Here is a 15,967-nt window from a genome sequence, read left to right as displayed (position 1 = left end):
ATGACCCACGACGACATCGTCCTGTCGCTGCGCGACGTGACGATCACCAACACCGCCACCGGTGCCGACCTCGTGCGCGGCGTCGACCTCACGCTTCGTCGCGGCGCCGTGCTGGGCATCGTGGGGGAGTCCGGGAGCGGCAAGACCCTGACGTGCCGGGCCGTGCTCGGCATCCTCCCGGCGCGGTTCGAGGTGTCCGGAGGGGAGATCGACCTGCTCGGCGAGGACGTGGCCGGCCTGTCCGCACGAGACTGGCAGCGGCTGCGCGGCACCGAGATCACCGCCGTCTTCCAGGACCCGGCGTCCTACCTCAACCCGTCGATCCGGGTGGGCAAGCAGATCGCCGAGGTGGTCAGGGTCAAGAAGCGCGTGTCCCGCAAGCTGGCCAAGGCGGAGGCGATCGAGCTCCTGGAGGCCGTGCGGCTGCGCAACCCGGCACGCGTCTACGACCAGTACCCGCACGAGCTGTCGGGCGGGATGCTGCAGCGCGTCCTGATCGCGACCGCGGTTGCCCTCGACCCCCAGATCCTGATCGCCGACGAGGCGACGACCGCTCTGGACGTCACCGTGCAGGCCGAGATCCTCGACCTGCTGATCGAGCTCAAGGAGCGCACAGGGCTGTCACTCATCGTCGTCTCCCACGACCTCGCGGTGGTCGCGCAGCTGTGCGACGAGGTGCTGGTCATGCGGGACGGCGTGATCGTCGAGCGAGGGCGGACCGACGACATCCTCTTCGACCCGAAGCACGAGTACACCCGACTCCTGATCGACGAGCACAACCGGTACGGCCTCGACCGGTTCCTGACGCAGCCCGCGCTCGCCGAGACGAGAGAGCTGACCGGTGTCGCCTGAGTCTCCGCTGCTGCGGATCACGGACCTCGACGTGCACTACGGCTCGCGGCGCTCGCGGACCCAGGCGTTGCACGGAGCCTCGTTGGACGTCTTCCGGGGCGAGACGGTCGGGATCATCGGCGAGACCGGCTCGGGCAAGTCGACGCTGGCCCGGGCCGCTGTGGGGCTCGTCCCTGTCTCGGGCGGGTCCGTGACGATCGGCGACGAGGCGGTCACGGGCTTCAACGGCCGTCAGTGGCGCGACTTCCGTCGCCGGGGCGTGGTGCAGCTGGTCTTCCAGGACCCGTTGCGCAGCCTCGACCCCGACAACACCGTCGGGGACTCCCTGGCGGAGCCTCTGGTCCTCCAGGGGCGGTCGTCGCGCACCCAGATCGCCGACCTCCTCCGGACGCACCTCGCGCGCGTCCGGCTCGACGAGGACGTGCTCGACCGGCTGCCCGGTGAGCTCTCGGGGGGGCAGCGACAGCGCGTGGCCGTGGCACGCGCCCTGGTCACGGGACCCGAGCTCGTGATCCTCGACGAACCGGTCAGTGCCCTCGACTCGGCGAACCGGGTGCAGGTCCTCGAGATCCTTGCGGACCTACGGGCGTCCGGCGTCGCGCTGGTCTTCATCTCCCACGACCTCGGCTCCGTCGCCGGCATCACCGACCGCGTGGCCGTCCTGTACCAGGGGGCGGTCGTCGAGGTCGACCAGACCGACGCGATCGTCAACCGGCCCCAGCACCAGTACACCCGACTCCTGGTGGGCTCCGCGCCCACCCTGGCCACCGGCTCGCTCGACCGAGCGCGCCGCGACGAGCTTCGCGCGCTCGTCTCCTGAGAGGACCCTGACATGACCCGACGACAGATCAAGCTCGGCCTGCGCGCATACGGCGTGGGCGGACCCGGCCAGCACAACCTGTGGCGCGACCCGCGCATCCCGAAGAACGCCAGCATCGACATCGACTGGTACATCGCCCAGGCCAAGGCCGCCGAGGCCGCCAAGTTCGACGCGCTGTTCATCGTCGACAGCCAGTTCATCGACGCGACCTACCCGCCCCACTACCTCAACAGGCTCGAGCCGCTGACGCTGCTGTCCGCCGTCGCGACGCACACGTCGCACCTCGGCCTGGTCGGGACCCTGAGCTCGACGTACAACTCGCCGTTCAACGTGGCCCGCCGGTTCGCCTCTCTCGACCACATCAGCCACGGCCGTGCGGGGTGGAACGTGGTCACGAGCTTCGACACCGGAACGTCGCGCAACTACGGCCTCGAGGAGCACCTCGACTACGCCACGCGGTACGGCCGGGCCCTGGAGCACGTCGAGGTGGTCCGCGGGCTGTGGGACTCCTACGAGGACGACGCGTTCCCCGCCGACGCCGAGCGGTTCCTGGACCCGTCGAAGCTGCACGCGCTCGACCACCGGGGTGAGCACTTCGACGTCGCTGGGCCGCTGAACCTGTCCCGCTCGCCGCAGGGGCAGCCGGTGATCTTCCAGGCGGGGCAGTCCGACGAGGGCCGCAACCTCGCGGCGCACGTGGCGGAAGGCATCTACACCGCGCCGGACACGCTCGAGGTCAAGCAGGCGTACTACGCGGACATCAAGTCACGGGCAGCCGCGCTCGGTCGCGATCCGGAGCACGTCGTCATCCTGCTCGGCGCCAACCCGGTGATCGGTTCGACCGACGCGGACGCGCAGCGCGCCGCGCGGGACATCTACGAGTCGGACAACGACTTCGACCGCAAGCTCGCGGCGTTCGGTCGCGGATTCGGCGCCTACGACTTCACTGCGCACGACCTGGACGCGCCGTTCCCGGATGTCAGCGCGCAGGCCGAGCGCGGCGGCCGTACACGTGGTGCCGAGATCGTCCGACGGGCGCGCGAGGAGAGCCTCACGCTGCGCGAGACGGTCCTGGCCTTCTCGTCGTACACGCCCTCACCGTTCATCGGAGACCCGCGCACGGTCGCCGACGCGATCGAGACGTGGTTCGAGGCGCATGCCTTCGACGGGTTGAACCTGGGCTTCCGCACGCCGGACGACCTGGACCGCTTCGTCGGGGACGTGCTGCCGATCCTGCGCGCACGAGGACTGTTCCGGGTCGACTACGAGTCGGACACGCTGCGCGGGAACCTCGGGCTCCCGGTCCCGGACAACCGCCACACCACCGCCCGCCTGCGCGAGCCCGCGCCGGCCGGTCACTGACCCCGCCCGAGAAGGAGCACACCCATGAGCGACGACATCCTGCGGGCGACCGGCGGTCGTGAGGTCGAGACGGTCCGTTTTCCCATCGGCCGGCCCCCGAGCGAGGTCGACGTGCTGGTCGTCGGTGCCGGCCCGGTCGGGCTCTCCGCCGCCGTCGAGCTGACCGCACTCGGCGTGGAGGTTGCGGTGGTCGATGCCGCGACCTCCGCCTCGCTGGCGCGAGCAGGCGCGATCGGGCACACGCCCCGGGTCGTGGAGCTCTTCCGGCGTTGGGGTCTGCTCCAGCAGATCCGCGACGAGTGGACCTTCCCGCCCGAGTGGAACCGCGGCACGCGGTTCGTCACCTCGTTGGCCGGGCATGTCCTGGTCGCTCCGCCGCGACGCGGTTTCGCGCAGTCGAGCGTGACGCCGTTCTCGTTGGCGGACTCGATCCGCCGGCCGCAGTCCGCGTTGCAGAAGGTGTTCCTCGAGAGGCTCGAGGCGCACAGCGTGAGTGTGACCGGAGGATGGCGCGTCGAGGACGTGCAGGACACGGGCGACGGCGTCGTCACGACGGTCGTGGGCAACGGCGAGCGGCGTGAGGTGCGCTCGCGGTACGTCATCGGCGCCGACGGCGGCAGCAGCACCGTGCGTCGCCTCGCGGGGGTCGGACGGTCCGGGGACTACGCGACCGAGAAGAACTACCGTCTCGTCGTCCGCACGAAGCCCGCCGCGGTCGGAGCCGCACCGAGCGGGGTCAACATCGTGTTCAACCAGCAGGCGTCAGGGTTCCTGGCCGCCATCAGCAGCACCGACTGGCGGGTCTACTCCGAGCCCTACCCGCTCGACGCCGAGCCGACCCAGGACGAGCTGCTCGCCACCGCGCGTGCGGCGTTCGGGATCACGGACCTCGATCTGGAGCTGCTGTCCGTGACGTCGTTCTTCCGGGCCACGCGGATCGCGGACACCTTCCGGTCGGGGCGCATCCTGCTCGCGGGCGACGCCGCGCACGTCCGCACGCCTGGTGGCAACCTCGGCGAGGGCTTCGGCGACGTCGTCAACCTCGGCTGGAAGCTTGCCGCGGTCCTGCGCGGGCACGGCGGCGAGGCCCTTCTCGACTCCTACGACCGTGAGCGGCGCCCGCACAACCGGCGGGTCGCCCAGCATGCGCTCGCACGCTCGCAAGCCGGGGCCTCCACGCTCGAGGAGATCCGCCGCCTCGGCGTTCCCGACGACGCCGACACGAGCGAGCAGGCCGACGCCACGCGTGCGCTGATCGGTGGCCTCATCGCAGCGCAGTACTCGCCGTCGCCCGGCGTGACGTTCGACGAGCGGTACGACGACTCACCCGTCGTCGCCTACGAACCCGGGCAGGCTCAGGAGGATCACCCGTGGGCGGCTGAGCGGTACACCCTGGACCCCCGCCCGGGTCACCGGGCCCCGGACGGCTACATCGACCCGTTCGGGGACACGCTCTACGACCGGATCGGGCACGACCTGACGCTCCTGGTCCTCGGTGGCTCCGGCGCCGAGGCGTTCGAGGCGTCCGCCCTCGAGCGCGGGGTCCCGCTGTCCGTCGTCCACCTGGACGACGAGCACGTCCGGGAGCTCTACGGCGCAGACCTCGTCCTCGTCCGGCCCGACCACCACGTCGCCTGGCGCGGAGACCTCCTGCCGGAGGACGCCGACGCCGTGCTCGACGTCGTGCTCGGCCAGCGAGCCCTCGTCCACCTCTGACCCTTCACAGAAACGGTTCCCCCACCATGTCCACCAGCACTCTCACAGCGACCCGCGTCCGGGTCCTCCCGCCGTCGACCGTCCGCCCCCGCGGCGCCCTTCTCGTGGTGCCGGGACGCGGCGAGAACCTCGTGCACTACGGCCGCTTCGCCCAACGCATCGCCGCGGACGGCTACGTCGTCGACGTGCTCGACACGCTGCCTGCCGATGCGGCCGAGGTCGGTGACCTCCTTGCGGAGATCGACGGGGAGGAGTCGGCGATCGAAGGTCCGCGCGTCCTGGTCGGGGTCGACGCCGGGGCAGCGGTCGTGGTGGACGCCGTGCGGCAGGGCCTCGTGAGCCCGTCGGCGATCATCCTCGCGGGGGCCGCGGTGGGGGACAGCGTGTCGGCGGCCGCCGACATCGACGACGAGATCGCGCAGCGCACGTCGTGCCCGGTGCACCGCGAGCTGCTCGTCGAGGACCCGCGGTTCACGCGCTCGCTGAGCGAGGTCACCGACGCGTCCCGTGCGTGGGGGACGTCGGTCACGTCGCGCGAGCCGTCTGGCACGAGCGGCGGCCCCTGGTACGTCGGTATCCCCGCCCTCGCCGTGCACGGGAACGCCGATGAGGTCTCACCGCTGCGCGACGTCGTGCGCGCCCTGTCGTGGTGGCCCGACGCCGAGCTCGTCGCCGTGCGCGACGGCGTGCACGACGTGCTCAACGACGCCGCCCACCGGTCGGTCGCCGCGTCGGTGGTCCAGTTCCTGGAGCGCGTGCGCTCCGGCAACCCGCACCGCTCCGTCGTCGTGCGGGTCCCGCTCGGCAACGCGTTCGAGGCTGACGGGACGGGCATCTGATGCGGTACGGCTACTGGACGCCGATCTACGGCGGGTTCCTGCGCAACGTGGGCGACGAGGGGATGCCCGCGACGTTCGACTACGTCAAGAAGGTCTCCCAGACTGCTGACCGGCTGGGCTACGACCTGACGCTCGTGCCGGAGCTCTACCTCAACGACCGCAAGGGCATCAGCGCGCCGAGCCTTGAGGCGTGGGAGCTCGCCGCGGGCATCGCCGCGGTCACGGAGCACGTCGAGATCATGGTCGCGGTACGTCCGGGGTTCCACCTGCCGGCGGTTCTCGCGAAGCGTGCGGCGACCCTCGACGACATCAGCCACGGGCGGCTGGCGCTCAACGTGGTCTCCGCATGGTGGGCGGAGGAGGCCAAGCAGTACGGCGGCATCTTCGGGGTGCACGACGAGCGCTACGCCCGGACGCAGGAGTGGGTCGACGTCGTCACGGGCCTGTGGCGGGAGACGCCGTTCCGGTACGAGGGCAGCTACTACACGGTCGAGGATGCGGTGCTCGAGCCCAAGCCGCGCCGGACACCGCCGATCTGGGCCGGCGGCGAGAGCGAGGGTGGCAAGGCGTCGATCGCGAGGTTCGCCGACTCGTACGTGATGCACGGTGGCACCGTCGAGGAGGTCGGCGGCAAGATCGCCGAGATGGCGCGTCGCAGGGAGGCGATCGGCAAGGACCCGTTCGTCGAGACCGGGATGGCCGCGTACGTCATCGTCCGGGACACCGAGCGCGAGGCGCAGGCGGAGCTCGAGCGGATCACGACGGTGCCCGCCGAGGGTGCCGGGGCCAGCTACGCGTCCTACGAGGAGTTCGTCCAGCACTCGCAGCTCGAGCGGTCGGTGAGCCTGCAGGAGTACTCGGTGGGCACCCGTGGCCTCCGGCCGGGGCTGGTCGGGACGGCCGAGCAGGTCGCCGAGAAGCTGCTGGCCTACGAGGAGGCGGGCCTTGGTCTCGTCCTGCTGCAGGCGTCACCGCTGGACAGCGAGCTGGAACGGATCGCGGAGCAGGTCTTCCCGCTGGTCGGCAGGACCGCGCGAGTGCCGGTCCTGGTCTGACGCGGCAGAGCCGGGCTGGTTCGCGGAACCAGCCCGGCTGTGGCGACCGGTGGATCAGGCCGCGACGAGCGCGCGGTCGTCGACGAGACGCCGCACCGCGGCCGCAGCGACCCGGCCGATCTCGGGGTCCGCGCCCCGGCGGACGCGCACCTCGAGGTCGATCGGGTCCACGGGCGGCAGGTCGTCACGCACGACGAGCCCGAGCGGCGGTTCCCCGATCAGGGGCAGGAGGGTCACGCCGAGTCCTGCGCGTACCGCGGCGTGCACGCCGGCCAGGTGCGGTGACTCGGCGGCGACGTGCGGTCGCAGACCTTCCGACGAGAGGGTCTGGACCGCGCGTCGGCGGATGGCGCAGGGCTCGTCGAACGCGACGAACGACGTGACCGAACCCGGGGTCCACTGCGGGCCGGACACCCACACGAGCGGGATCCGGCCGGCCGAGTGCCCGGCCGGGCTCGCGCTGCCGAGCAGCAGGGCGGCATCGAGGCTCCCGCCGTCGACCGCCTGGTTCAGGGCCGTCGTGCGGTCGAGCCGGAAGCGCAGCGTTCCGGCGTGCAGGCCACCGAGTGCGGTGCCGACCGCGGGCAGCAGGTCGTCGGCGCCGTGCTCGGTCGAGCCGAACACGAGCTCGGCGACCGGGACGCGCACACCGAGGCTGCGGAGCGCTGCGTCGTGCGCCTCGAGGACCCGGCGCGACTCCGCGACGAGGACCTCACCGGCGACGGTGAACCGTGAGCCGCGGCCGTCCTTCTCGACCAGAGGCCGCCCCACGGTCTTCTCGAGGCGCCGGACGTGCTGGCTGACCGCGCTCTGCGTGAGGTGCAGCGCCGCGGCCGCCCGGTGGAACCCACCACAGTCCGCCACAGCCACGAGGCTGCGGAGCGGGCCGATGTCGAGGGTGAGGTTCACGCCGGGGAGTGTGGGCCACGCAGCAGGAGGTGACCAGGGGTGAGCGGATCCGTCTCATTTCCCGAGACGGGTCAGTGCTGACCGCGCGGACCGCCGGACGTGGTCGGCAGGAGAGTGACGACCAGAGCAGCGACGGCCGCGCACAGTGACCCGAGGAGCACCCCGACGATGACCGTTCCGACGACGTCCCCGCCGCCGAGCACGCTGATCACGGCGCCGCCGACGAACCCGCCGACGAAGGACCACAGGGCCGCGCGACGACGTTGCCGACGCCGAGCCGCGGCCGGACCTCGTACCGCCACGTCAGTCGGCCGTGCGGCGAAGGACCTCGGTGAGCCTGTTCGCCGCCGAGACGACCGCTGCGGCGTGCAGGCGGCCCGGCTGGCGGGAGAGGCGCTCGAGCGGTCCGGACACCGAGACCGCGGCCACGATGCGACCGGACGGGCCCCGCACGGGAGCGGAGACCGACGCCACGCCGACCTCGCGCTCGGAGACCGACTGCGCCCAGCCGCGCCGGCGGACGCCCGACAGGATCGTCGCGGTGAACTTGGCGCCCTGCAGCCCGCGGTGCAGCCGGTCCGGCTCCTCCCAGGCGAGCAGGATCTGCGCAGCGGATCCCGCGTGCATCGTCAGCGTCGCGCCGACCGGGATCGAGTCGCGCAGGCCGATCGGACGCTCGGCGGCGGCGACACAGATGCGCTGGTCGCCTTGCCGGCGGTAGAGCTGCGCGCTCTCGCCCGTGTGGTCGCGCAGCGCGGCGAGCACAGGACCGGCTGCGGCGAGCAGTCGGTCCTCGCCGGCGGCCGTCGCCAGCTCCGAGAGCCGCGGCCCGAGCACGAACCGACCCTGCATGTCGCGGGCGACGAGCCGGTGGTGCTCGAGGGCCACGGCCAGCCGGTGGGCCGTCGGGCGAGCAAGATGGGTGGCGGTGACGAGCTGCGCCAAGGTGGCCGGACCGGCCTCGAGGGCGCTGAGAACGGATGCGGCCTTGTCCAGCACGCCGACTCCGCTAGAGTTGTCCATAGGTCGATATTGGCGTCTCGAAGACTGAGATGCAAGTACGACGAACGGTGAGCCGGGAAAAACCACACTCCCGGACGAATGAATGACGAGAGAACGGACCGAGAAGATGGCCGGCACGTTGGCAGAGAAGGTCTGGGACGCGCACGTCGTGCGGCAGGGCACCGACGGTGCACCCGACCTGCTCTACATCGACCTGCACCTGGTGCACGAGGTCACGAGCCCGCAGGCGTTCGAGGGTCTCCGGCTCGCCGGCCGGAAGGTCCGTCGCCCGGACCTCACGCTGGCGACGGAGGACCACAACACCCCGACGCTGGACATCGACCGCCCGATCGCGGACGAGACCAGCCGGACGCAGATCCAGACGCTGCGCAACAACGCCGCCGAGTTCGGGGTGCGGATCCACTCGCTGGGCGACGCGGACCAGGGCATCGTCCACCAGGTCGGCCCGCAGCTCGGCCTCACCCAGCCGGGCCTGACGGTCGTCTGCGGCGACTCGCACACCTCGACGCACGGCGCGTTCGGTGCGCTCGCGTTCGGCATCGGCACGAGCGAGGTCGAGCACGTGCTCGCCACCCAGACGCTTCCGCTCGCCCCGTTCAAGACCATGGCGATCACCGTCGACGGCGCGCTGCCGGCCGGCGCGACGAGCAAGGACATCATCCTGGCGATCATCGCCAAGATCGGGACCGGCGGCGGCCAGGGCTACGTGCTCGAGTACCGCGGCGAGGCGATCCGCGCCCTGTCCATGGAAGCGCGGATGACGGTCTGCAACATGTCGATCGAGGCCGGCGCGCGCGCGGGCATGATCGCGCCGGACGAGACCACGTTCGAGTACCTCAAGGGCCGCCCGCACGCGCCCGAGGGTGCCGACTGGGACGCCGCCGTCGAGTACTGGTCGACGCTGAAGAGCGACGACGACGCCGAGTTCGACGTCGAGGTGGTGCTCAAGGCGCAGGACCTGGAGCCGTTCGTCACGTGGGGGACCAACCCGGGCCAGGGCCTGCCGCTGTCCGGCTCCGTGCCGGTCCCCGAGGAGATCGCCGACGCCGACGAGCGTGGCGCCGCCGAGCGGGCCATCGAGTACATGGGCCTGACCCCCGGGCAGCCCTTGCGCGAGATCAAGGTCGACACCGTCTTCATCGGCTCGTGCACCAACGGCCGCATCGAGGACCTGCGCTCGGTCGCCAAGGTGGTGCAGGGCAAGCACAAGGCCGACGACGTCCGCGTTCTCGTGGTCCCGGCGTCCGCACGCGTCCGCCTGCAGGCCGAGGCCGAGGGGCTCGACAAGATCTTCCTGGACTTCGGCGCGGAGTGGCGCAACGCCGGCTGCTCGATGTGCCTGGGCATGAACCCCGACCAGCTCGCCCCGGGGGAGCGCTCGGCGTCCACGTCGAACCGCAACTTCGAGGGTCGTCAGGGCAAGGGTGGGCGCACGCACCTGGTCTCCCCGCTCGTCGCCGCCGCGACCGCCATCCGCGGCACGCTCTCGTCGTATGCCGACCTCGGTACGGGTGCACCCACCCCCGACGGCAGCCCTCTCACTGACCTCCAGACGGTCTGACCCAGGAAGCGAGAAGACTCATGGAGAAGTTCAGCCAGCACACCGGCGTCGGCGTCCCGCTGCGGCGCAGCAACGTGGACACCGACCAGATCATCCCGGCCGTCTACCTCAAGCGGGTGACGCGCACCGGGTTCGAGGACGCACTGTTCGCCGCCTGGCGCGGTGACCCGTCGTTCGTCCTCAACCAAGACGCGTACAAGGCCGGCTCGGTCCTCGTCGCCGGCCCCGACTTCGGCACCGGCTCGTCGCGCGAGCACGCCGTCTGGGCGCTCAAGGACTACGGGTTCAAGGTCGTCATCTCGAACCGTTTCGCGGACATCTTCCGCGGCAACTCCGGCAAGCAAGGGCTGCTCGCAGCCCAGGCGTCGCAGGAGGACATCGAGCTCATCTGGAAGATCCTCGAGACCCGCCCGGGCACCGAGGTGACGGTCGACCTCGAGTCCAAGACGATCACGTGCGACGACGTCGTGGTGCCCTTCCAGGTGGACGACTACACGCGGTGGCGCCTCATGGAGGGCCTCGACGACATCGGTCTGACGCTCGAGCACGCCGACGAGATCTCCGAGTTCGAGGCGCGTCGCGAGTCGTGGCGCCCCGCCACCCTGCCGGCCAAGCACCTGCCGCCCGTCGAGATCGTCGCTGCGCGCCCCGTGGGCGTGCCCGTGGAGATCGGCCGCAAGCCCTGACGTCGGTCTGCGGCGGGTCCGACCTGCGGATCCGCCGCAGATGACTACGGTGATCAGCGAGCCCGACGTGCGTGCGTCGGCCGACGGAGGGACAACCATGCCCGGCAAGTCTGACCTCGCTGATCGCATCGCCGCGCGCGGCTGGAGCAGGGCGGCAGCATCAGGTGCGGTGGACGCCGTGCTCGACGAGATCACCGCGGCCCTGGCCGCCGGCGAGCGCGTCACGCTGACGGGGTTCGGCACGTTCGAGTCCGCGGCGCGCGCCGCACGGACCGCGCGGAACCCGCAGACGGGCTCGTCGATCGACGTCCCGGCCACCACCGTGGCGCGGTTCCACCCCGGTGCGACGCTGAGGTCTCGTGTGGCGTCGGGTGCAGCGGTACCGCTCGCGTCGCTGTCGGGTGCTCCCTCCGGGTCGTTGGCACCGATCGCCGTCGCGGAGCCGAAGACACCCGCGAAGCCGAAGGCGCCCGCTGCCCAGAAGGCGGAGGCCGACGCGCCCGCGGCGACGAAGGCCAAGAGCGCGAAGAGCGCCAAGGTCGCCGACGAGGGGAAGAAGTCCGCGGCAGGGAAGAAGCCGAGCTCGAAGAAGCCTGCCTCGACGAAGGCTGCCTCGACGAAGGCTGCGAAGGCTGCGCCGACGAAGGCCGTGTCGACGAAGAAGAAGGACACCAAGGGCGCCGCGACGACGAAGGCGGCGAAGTCCGCGGTCGTCTCCGGCAAGAACAAGGCCAGCAAGTCCAAGAACACCAAGAAGAAGAAATAAGCCCCTGACCACGTGAAGTCCTGCCCGGCGACGGCGTGCCGGGCGCTCGTGGTCGGATGCACGCGGGTCCGTGGGAGACGATTGTCCGATGAGCGATCTGCTGTACGTCGACGGGGGCAACCCGCTGTCGGGAGACATCACGGTCCGTGGGGCCAAGAACTTCGTCTCGAAGGCGATGGTCGCCGCGCTGCTCGGTGAGACGCCGAGCGAGCTGCGCAACGTGCCGCAGATCCGCGACGTCGCCGTGGTCACGGGCCTGCTGGAGCTCCACGGCGTCACGGTGGATGCCGACGCCGACGGCGGGACGCTCCACCTGGATCCGACGGATGTCGAGTCGGCACACGTCGCGGACATCGACACGCACGCAGGATCGAGCCGGATCCCGATCCTGTTCTGCGGCCCGCTGCTGCACCGGCTGGGTGAGGCGTTCATCCCCGACCTGGGCGGCTGCCGGATCGGCGACCGGCCGATCAACTACCACCTCGACATCCTGCGCCAGTTCGGCGCGGTCGTGGAGAAGACCGACAACGGCATCCACATCCGCGCTCCCCGTCGTCTGCAGGGCACCAAGATCGCGCTGCCGTACCCGAGCGTCGGAGCGACCGAGCAGCTGCTGCTGACCGCCGTGCGCGCCGAAGGCATCACGGAGCTGGCCAACGCGGCCATCGAGCCCGAGATCATGGATCTCATCAACGTCCTGCAGAAGATGGGCGCGATCATCTCGGTCGACACCGACCGGGTGATCCGCATCGAGGGCGTCGACCGGCTCGTCGGGTTCCAGCACACCGCGCTGTCGGACCGGATCGAGGCCGCGTCCTGGGCCGCTGCCGCCCTCGCCACCGGCGGCGACGTGTACGTGCGCGGGGCCACGCAGCCCGAGATGACGACGTTCCTCAACACGTTCCGCAAGGTCGGTGGCGAGTTCCAGGTCGACGACGCGGGGATCCGGTTCTTCCATCCCGGTGGTGACCTGCGTTCCATCCAGCTCGAGACCGACGTCCACCCGGGGTTCATGACGGACTGGCAGCAGCCGCTCGTCGTCGCCCTGACCCAGGCCAAGGGCCTGTCGATCGTGCACGAGACGGTCTACGAGAACCGGTTCGGGTTCGTCGACGCGCTGGTCGGGATGGGCGCCACGATCCAGGTCTACAAGGAGTGCCTGGGTGGCCGTCCGTGCCGGTTCGGGCAGCGCAACTTCTACCACTCGGCCGTGATCTCTGGTCCGACGTCCCTGAGCGCTGCCGACATCGAGGTGCCGGACCTGCGCGGCGGGTTCAGCCACCTCATCGCGGCCCTCACCGCGAAGGGCACCTCCTCGGTGCGGGGCATCAGCCTGATCGACCGCGGGTACGAGCGGTTCACGGACAAGCTCGAGGCGCTCGGGGCTCAGTTCAGCCGCGAGCTCACCCGCGCTTGAGCCCGGTAGCATCGGCTCCCGTGCATCCCCCCGCCAGGTCCAACCGTGCCTACCGCACCGTCGCGCATCTCGTCCGCCCGGTGCTGCGGCTGATGACCCGCAAGGACTGGCGCGGCGCCGAGAACCTGCCGACCGAGGGCGGTTTTCTGGCGGCGTCGAACCACATGACGAACATCGACCCGCTGACGTTCGCGTACTTCCTGTGGGAGAACGGCTTCGCCCCGAAGATCCTGGCCAAGGCGTCGCTGTTCAAGGTGCCGGTCATGCGGAACGTGCTGCACGCGACCGGACAGATCCCCGTCCATCGCAACACGGTCTCGGCCGCTGACTCGCTCAACGCCGCGGTCGACGCGATCGCCGACGGCGACTGCGTCGCCGTGTTCCCCGAGGGCACGCTGACCAGGGACCCCGACCTGTGGCCGATGGCCGCCAAGACAGGTGTCGCTCGGCTCGCGCTGACCACACGCGCTCCTGTCGTCCCGGTCGCGCAGTGGGGCCCGCAGCTCCTGCTCCGCCGGTACGAGAAGCTCCTGCGGCCGTTCCCTCGCAAGACGATCACGATCGTCGCCGGCCCCGCGGTCGACCTGAGCGACCTGTACGACAACCCGCAGGACACGGCGACGCTGCGCGAGGCCACGGAGCGTGTGATGGCTGCGATCACGGCGCTTCTGGCCGACATCCGCGAGGAGCAGCCTCCCGCGACCCGGTACGACATGCGCACGCCGCTCGAACCGGGCGAGAAGCGCATCGGCGGGGACCGCGCGACGAAGCCGGAGCTGCCGTGACGGTGCTGCGCGCTGCCGTGCTCGGAGCCGGTGCGTGGGGCACCACGTTCGCTGCGGTACTGGCGGACGCCGGATGCTCGGTCACGGTCTGGGGACGCGACGACACGGTCTGCCGGCAGATCACGGACGACCACCGCAACGAGGCCTACCTTCCGGGGGTCGTCCTCCCGGCCGGTGTGTCTGCGTCGTCGGACCCGTCCGTCGTCCTCGACGGGGCCGATCTCGTCGCTGTCGCGATCCCGTCGCAGTCGGCACGTGCTCTGCTGACACCGCTGCGGCCGTTCCTCGCGCCGGACGCGGTCGTCGTGTCGCTGATGAAGGGCGTCGAGCTCTCGACGGACCGACGGATGAGCGAGGTCGTCTGCGAGGCCCTCGACATCCCGGCGTCGCGCGTCGCCGTCGTCTCCGGACCGAACCTGGCCCTCGAGATCGCCCACCGGCAGCCGACCGCGACCGTGGTGGCGTCCAGCAGCCCGGCGACGGCTCAGCTGGTCGCCAACGCCTGCGCGTCGGCATACTTCCGCCCGTACACAAATGACGACGTGGTGGGTGTCGAGCTCTGCGGTGCGGTCAAGAACGTCATCGCGCTGGCCGTCGGCATCTCGCAGGGTCGTGGTCTCGGCTACAACACCATGGCCACCGTCATCACCCGCGGTCTCGTCGAGATGACTCGTCTGGGCCTCGCACTGGGCGCCGATGCCGACACGTTCCCCGGTCTGGCCGGACTGGGGGACCTCATGGCGACCTGCGCCTCACCGGACTCGCGCAACCACACGCTCGGCGGGCACATCGGCCGGGGCAAGACGCTCGAAGAGGCCATCGCGGCGACCGGCGGCACGGCAGAAGGCGTGAAGTCCTCGCGCTCGGTGCTCGAGCTGGCCACGTCGCTCGGTGTCGAGATGCCGATCACGTCCGCCGTGGTGCGCGTTCTGCACGAGGGCCTCCCGATCGACCAGCTCGCGGCCCTGCTGCTCGCGCGGCCGCACAAGGCCGAGGGCGTCTGAGGGCCTACGACGCCCGCAGGGCTCGGTCGAGGTCCGTCCAGAGGTCCTCGACGTCCTCGATGCCGACCGACAGCCGCAGCAGGTCCTCCGGGACGGTGACCGACTCGGTAGGGAACCGGCGGCGCCGTTCCAGGCTCGACTCCACGCCGCCCAGGCTCGTCGCAGGAACCCAGAGCTCGAGAGCCGCGACGAGTGCGTCTGCGGCGGCGGCCCCGCCGCGCGGGCGCAGCCCGATGATCGCCCCGTAGCCGTCCATCAGGCGGCGTGCGCGCTCGTGCCCCGGGTCGGAGGGCAGGCTGGGGTGGCGCACCTGCTCGACGGCCGGATGCTCCGCGAGGCGCCTCGCGAGCTCGGCGGCGTTCGACTGGGCGCGTTCCACGCGGAGGGCCAAGGTGCGCAGTCCCCGCAGGGCGAGCCAGACCTCGAACGGTCCGGCGATCGACCCGTGCAGCGTGCGGTAGGCGAGCAGCCGTGCGTGCAGGCCGTCGTCGTCGGCGAGCGCGGCGCCCAGGACGACGTCGCTGTGGCCTGCGAGGTACTTGGTGACCGAGTGGATGACGATGTCGGCGCCGTGCTCGAAAGGACGCTGCACCAGGGGAGTGGCGAAGGTGTTGTCGACGCCCACGAGCGCACCCGCTGCGTGCGCGGCCTCGACGAGTGCCGGTAGGTCGGCCACCTCGAGCATGGGGTTGGTCGGTGACTCGACCCACAGCAGCGACGCGCCAGGCAGAGCGGCGACGACCGACTCCGTGTCGTCGATGTCGACGAGGACCACGTCGATCCCGTGCCGCTGGGCGAGGTCGCGCGCGTAGCCGATGGTCACCTGGTACGCGTGCCGCGCCAGGACGAGCCGGCCGCCGTCCGGGATGAGGGAGAACGCGGCGGCGATGGACGCCATGCCGGACCCGAACACGAGCGCGGGGTGGGTCGAACCCTCGAGGCGGCCGAGGGCCTCCTCGAACGGGTGCCAGGTCTCGGTGGACATCCGCGCGTAGAGCATCTCGCCCGGCGCGGGTACGCCTTGCGAGACGTACGTCGAGGACAGGACGAGCGGTGGGTTCACCGGGGCGCCCTGGGCCCTGGCTGGTCGACCGGCGCTCACGACGAGCGTCGCCGGAGACAGGTCTGCAGGTTGAGCGGGAGTCACTGCCGCAGGTTACCGGGGCGGCGCC

The 15,967-nt window shown here is 71.2% G+C and carries 16 protein-coding genes; 12 read left to right on the top strand and 4 right to left on the bottom strand.

Annotated features, from left to right (window positions below):
* Genes N553_RS22550 through N553_RS0112650 form a run of 6 tightly spaced genes read left to right on the top strand, consistent with a single transcriptional unit; the run spans nucleotide 1 to nucleotide 6,644 of the window.
* Nucleotides 1-852: an ABC transporter ATP-binding protein gene (locus tag N553_RS22550; RefSeq protein ID WP_051640126.1), complete on the top strand. Its 852-nt coding sequence runs from the start codon at nucleotides 1-3 to the stop codon at nucleotides 850-852.
* The gene (locus N553_RS0112670) at nucleotides 842-1,672 is read left to right on the top strand and encodes an ABC transporter ATP-binding protein (RefSeq protein WP_028046828.1); all 831 of its coding nucleotides are present in this window, start codon (nucleotides 842-844) and stop codon (nucleotides 1,670-1,672) included. Before N553_RS22550 ends, N553_RS0112670 begins: the two co-directional genes overlap by 11 nt.
* A gap of 12 nt (nucleotides 1,673-1,684) precedes the next feature.
* A complete protein-coding gene (locus N553_RS0112665) occupies nucleotides 1,685-3,034 on the top strand; it encodes an NtaA/DmoA family FMN-dependent monooxygenase (protein WP_028046827.1) in 1,350 nt (449 codons plus the stop codon).
* A gap of 24 nt (nucleotides 3,035-3,058) precedes the next feature.
* Complete coding sequence (locus N553_RS22545) at nucleotides 3,059-4,750, top strand: FAD-dependent oxidoreductase (protein WP_034621863.1); 1,692 nt, start codon at nucleotides 3,059-3,061, stop codon at nucleotides 4,748-4,750.
* Between the two features lie 26 nt (nucleotides 4,751-4,776).
* Nucleotides 4,777-5,589, top strand: a complete 813-nt coding sequence (locus N553_RS22540; RefSeq protein WP_051640125.1) for an alpha/beta hydrolase — start codon at nucleotides 4,777-4,779, stop codon at nucleotides 5,587-5,589.
* Nucleotides 5,589-6,644 carry an LLM class flavin-dependent oxidoreductase gene (locus N553_RS0112650; protein ID WP_028046826.1) on the top strand — a complete coding sequence of 352 codons (1,056 nt, stop codon included), beginning with the start codon at nucleotides 5,589-5,591 and terminating at the stop codon, nucleotides 6,642-6,644. Before N553_RS22540 ends, N553_RS0112650 begins: the two co-directional genes overlap by 1 nt.
* 54 nt (nucleotides 6,645-6,698) lie before the next feature.
* On the opposite strand, the gene N553_RS22535 is transcribed toward N553_RS0112650, so the two are convergent.
* From N553_RS22535 to N553_RS0112635, 3 genes are all read right to left on the bottom strand, one after another.
* Nucleotides 6,699-7,553, bottom strand: a complete 855-nt coding sequence (locus N553_RS22535) for a LysR family transcriptional regulator (protein WP_034621861.1) — start codon at nucleotides 7,551-7,553, stop codon at nucleotides 6,699-6,701.
* Between the two features lie 71 nt (nucleotides 7,554-7,624).
* Nucleotides 7,625-7,855 (bottom strand): hypothetical protein, encoded by a 231-nt coding sequence (locus tag N553_RS0112640; protein ID WP_028046825.1) that lies wholly within the window; start codon nucleotides 7,853-7,855, stop codon nucleotides 7,625-7,627.
* Between the two features lies 1 nt (nucleotide 7,856).
* A complete protein-coding gene (locus tag N553_RS0112635) occupies nucleotides 7,857-8,576 on the bottom strand; it encodes an IclR family transcriptional regulator (protein WP_028046824.1) in 720 nt (239 codons plus the stop codon).
* A 106-nt stretch (nucleotides 8,577-8,682) separates the two neighbouring features.
* Between N553_RS0112635 and leuC the strand changes: the two genes are divergently transcribed.
* The 6 genes from leuC (at nucleotide 8,683) to N553_RS0112605 (ending at nucleotide 14,795) form a co-directional block, all read left to right on the top strand.
* Nucleotides 8,683-10,137 (top strand): 3-isopropylmalate dehydratase large subunit, encoded by a 1,455-nt coding sequence (gene leuC, locus N553_RS0112630; protein WP_028046823.1) that lies wholly within the window; start codon nucleotides 8,683-8,685, stop codon nucleotides 10,135-10,137.
* 20 nt (nucleotides 10,138-10,157) lie between these two features.
* On the top strand, nucleotides 10,158-10,823 hold the full coding sequence (gene leuD / locus N553_RS0112625) for a 3-isopropylmalate dehydratase small subunit (RefSeq protein ID WP_028046822.1): 666 nt from the start codon (nucleotides 10,158-10,160) through the stop codon (nucleotides 10,821-10,823).
* Between the two features lie 97 nt (nucleotides 10,824-10,920).
* The gene (locus tag N553_RS24315; RefSeq protein WP_197030043.1) at nucleotides 10,921-11,589 is read left to right on the top strand and encodes an HU family DNA-binding protein; all 669 of its coding nucleotides are present in this window, start codon (nucleotides 10,921-10,923) and stop codon (nucleotides 11,587-11,589) included.
* 88 nt (nucleotides 11,590-11,677) lie between these two features.
* Nucleotides 11,678-13,006 (top strand): UDP-N-acetylglucosamine 1-carboxyvinyltransferase, encoded by a 1,329-nt coding sequence (murA, locus tag N553_RS0112615; RefSeq protein WP_028046821.1) that lies wholly within the window; start codon nucleotides 11,678-11,680, stop codon nucleotides 13,004-13,006.
* Nucleotides 13,007-13,026: 20 nt separating this feature from the next.
* Nucleotides 13,027-13,791, top strand: a complete 765-nt coding sequence (locus N553_RS0112610; RefSeq protein WP_028046820.1) for a 1-acyl-sn-glycerol-3-phosphate acyltransferase — start codon at nucleotides 13,027-13,029, stop codon at nucleotides 13,789-13,791.
* A 5-nt stretch (nucleotides 13,792-13,796) separates the two neighbouring features.
* The gene (locus N553_RS0112605) at nucleotides 13,797-14,795 is read left to right on the top strand and encodes an NAD(P)H-dependent glycerol-3-phosphate dehydrogenase (RefSeq protein WP_028046819.1); all 999 of its coding nucleotides are present in this window, start codon (nucleotides 13,797-13,799) and stop codon (nucleotides 14,793-14,795) included.
* A gap of 4 nt (nucleotides 14,796-14,799) precedes the next feature.
* Here the strand turns inward: N553_RS0112605 and N553_RS0112600 are convergent, their stop codons facing one another.
* On the bottom strand, nucleotides 14,800-15,942 hold the full coding sequence (locus tag N553_RS0112600; RefSeq protein WP_028046818.1) for a PLP-dependent aspartate aminotransferase family protein: 1,143 nt from the start codon (nucleotides 15,940-15,942) through the stop codon (nucleotides 14,800-14,802).
* Between the last annotated feature and the right edge of the window lie 25 nt (nucleotides 15,943-15,967).

It is taken from the genome of Cellulomonas sp. URHE0023 (assembly GCF_000688475.1).
Classification (GTDB): Bacteria; Actinomycetota; Actinomycetes; order Actinomycetales; family Cellulomonadaceae; genus Cellulomonas.
This window is presented reverse-complemented; position numbering and strand designations above follow the sequence as displayed.

Excerpts from the sequence above, each read along its gene's own strand:
- N553_RS22550 (WP_051640126.1), top strand. The coding sequence starts at position 1 with ATGACCCACGACGACATCGTCCTGTCGCTGCGCGACGTGACGATCACC.
- N553_RS0112665 (WP_028046827.1), top strand. The coding sequence starts at position 1,685 with ATGACCCGACGACAGATCAAGCTCGGCCTGCGCGCATACGGCGTGGGC.
- N553_RS22545 (WP_034621863.1), top strand. The coding sequence starts at position 3,059 with ATGAGCGACGACATCCTGCGGGCGACCGGCGGTCGTGAGGTCGAGACG.
- N553_RS22540 (WP_051640125.1), top strand. The coding sequence starts at position 4,777 with ATGTCCACCAGCACTCTCACAGCGACCCGCGTCCGGGTCCTCCCGCCG.
- N553_RS0112650 (WP_028046826.1), top strand. The coding sequence starts at position 5,589 with ATGCGGTACGGCTACTGGACGCCGATCTACGGCGGGTTCCTGCGCAAC.
- N553_RS0112635 (WP_028046824.1), bottom strand. The coding sequence starts at position 8,576 with ATGGACAACTCTAGCGGAGTCGGCGTGCTGGACAAGGCCGCATCCGTT.
- leuC (WP_028046823.1), top strand. The coding sequence starts at position 8,683 with ATGGCCGGCACGTTGGCAGAGAAGGTCTGGGACGCGCACGTCGTGCGG.
- leuD (WP_028046822.1), top strand. The coding sequence starts at position 10,158 with ATGGAGAAGTTCAGCCAGCACACCGGCGTCGGCGTCCCGCTGCGGCGC.
- N553_RS24315 (WP_197030043.1), top strand. The coding sequence starts at position 10,921 with ATGCCCGGCAAGTCTGACCTCGCTGATCGCATCGCCGCGCGCGGCTGG.
- murA (WP_028046821.1), top strand. The coding sequence starts at position 11,678 with ATGAGCGATCTGCTGTACGTCGACGGGGGCAACCCGCTGTCGGGAGAC.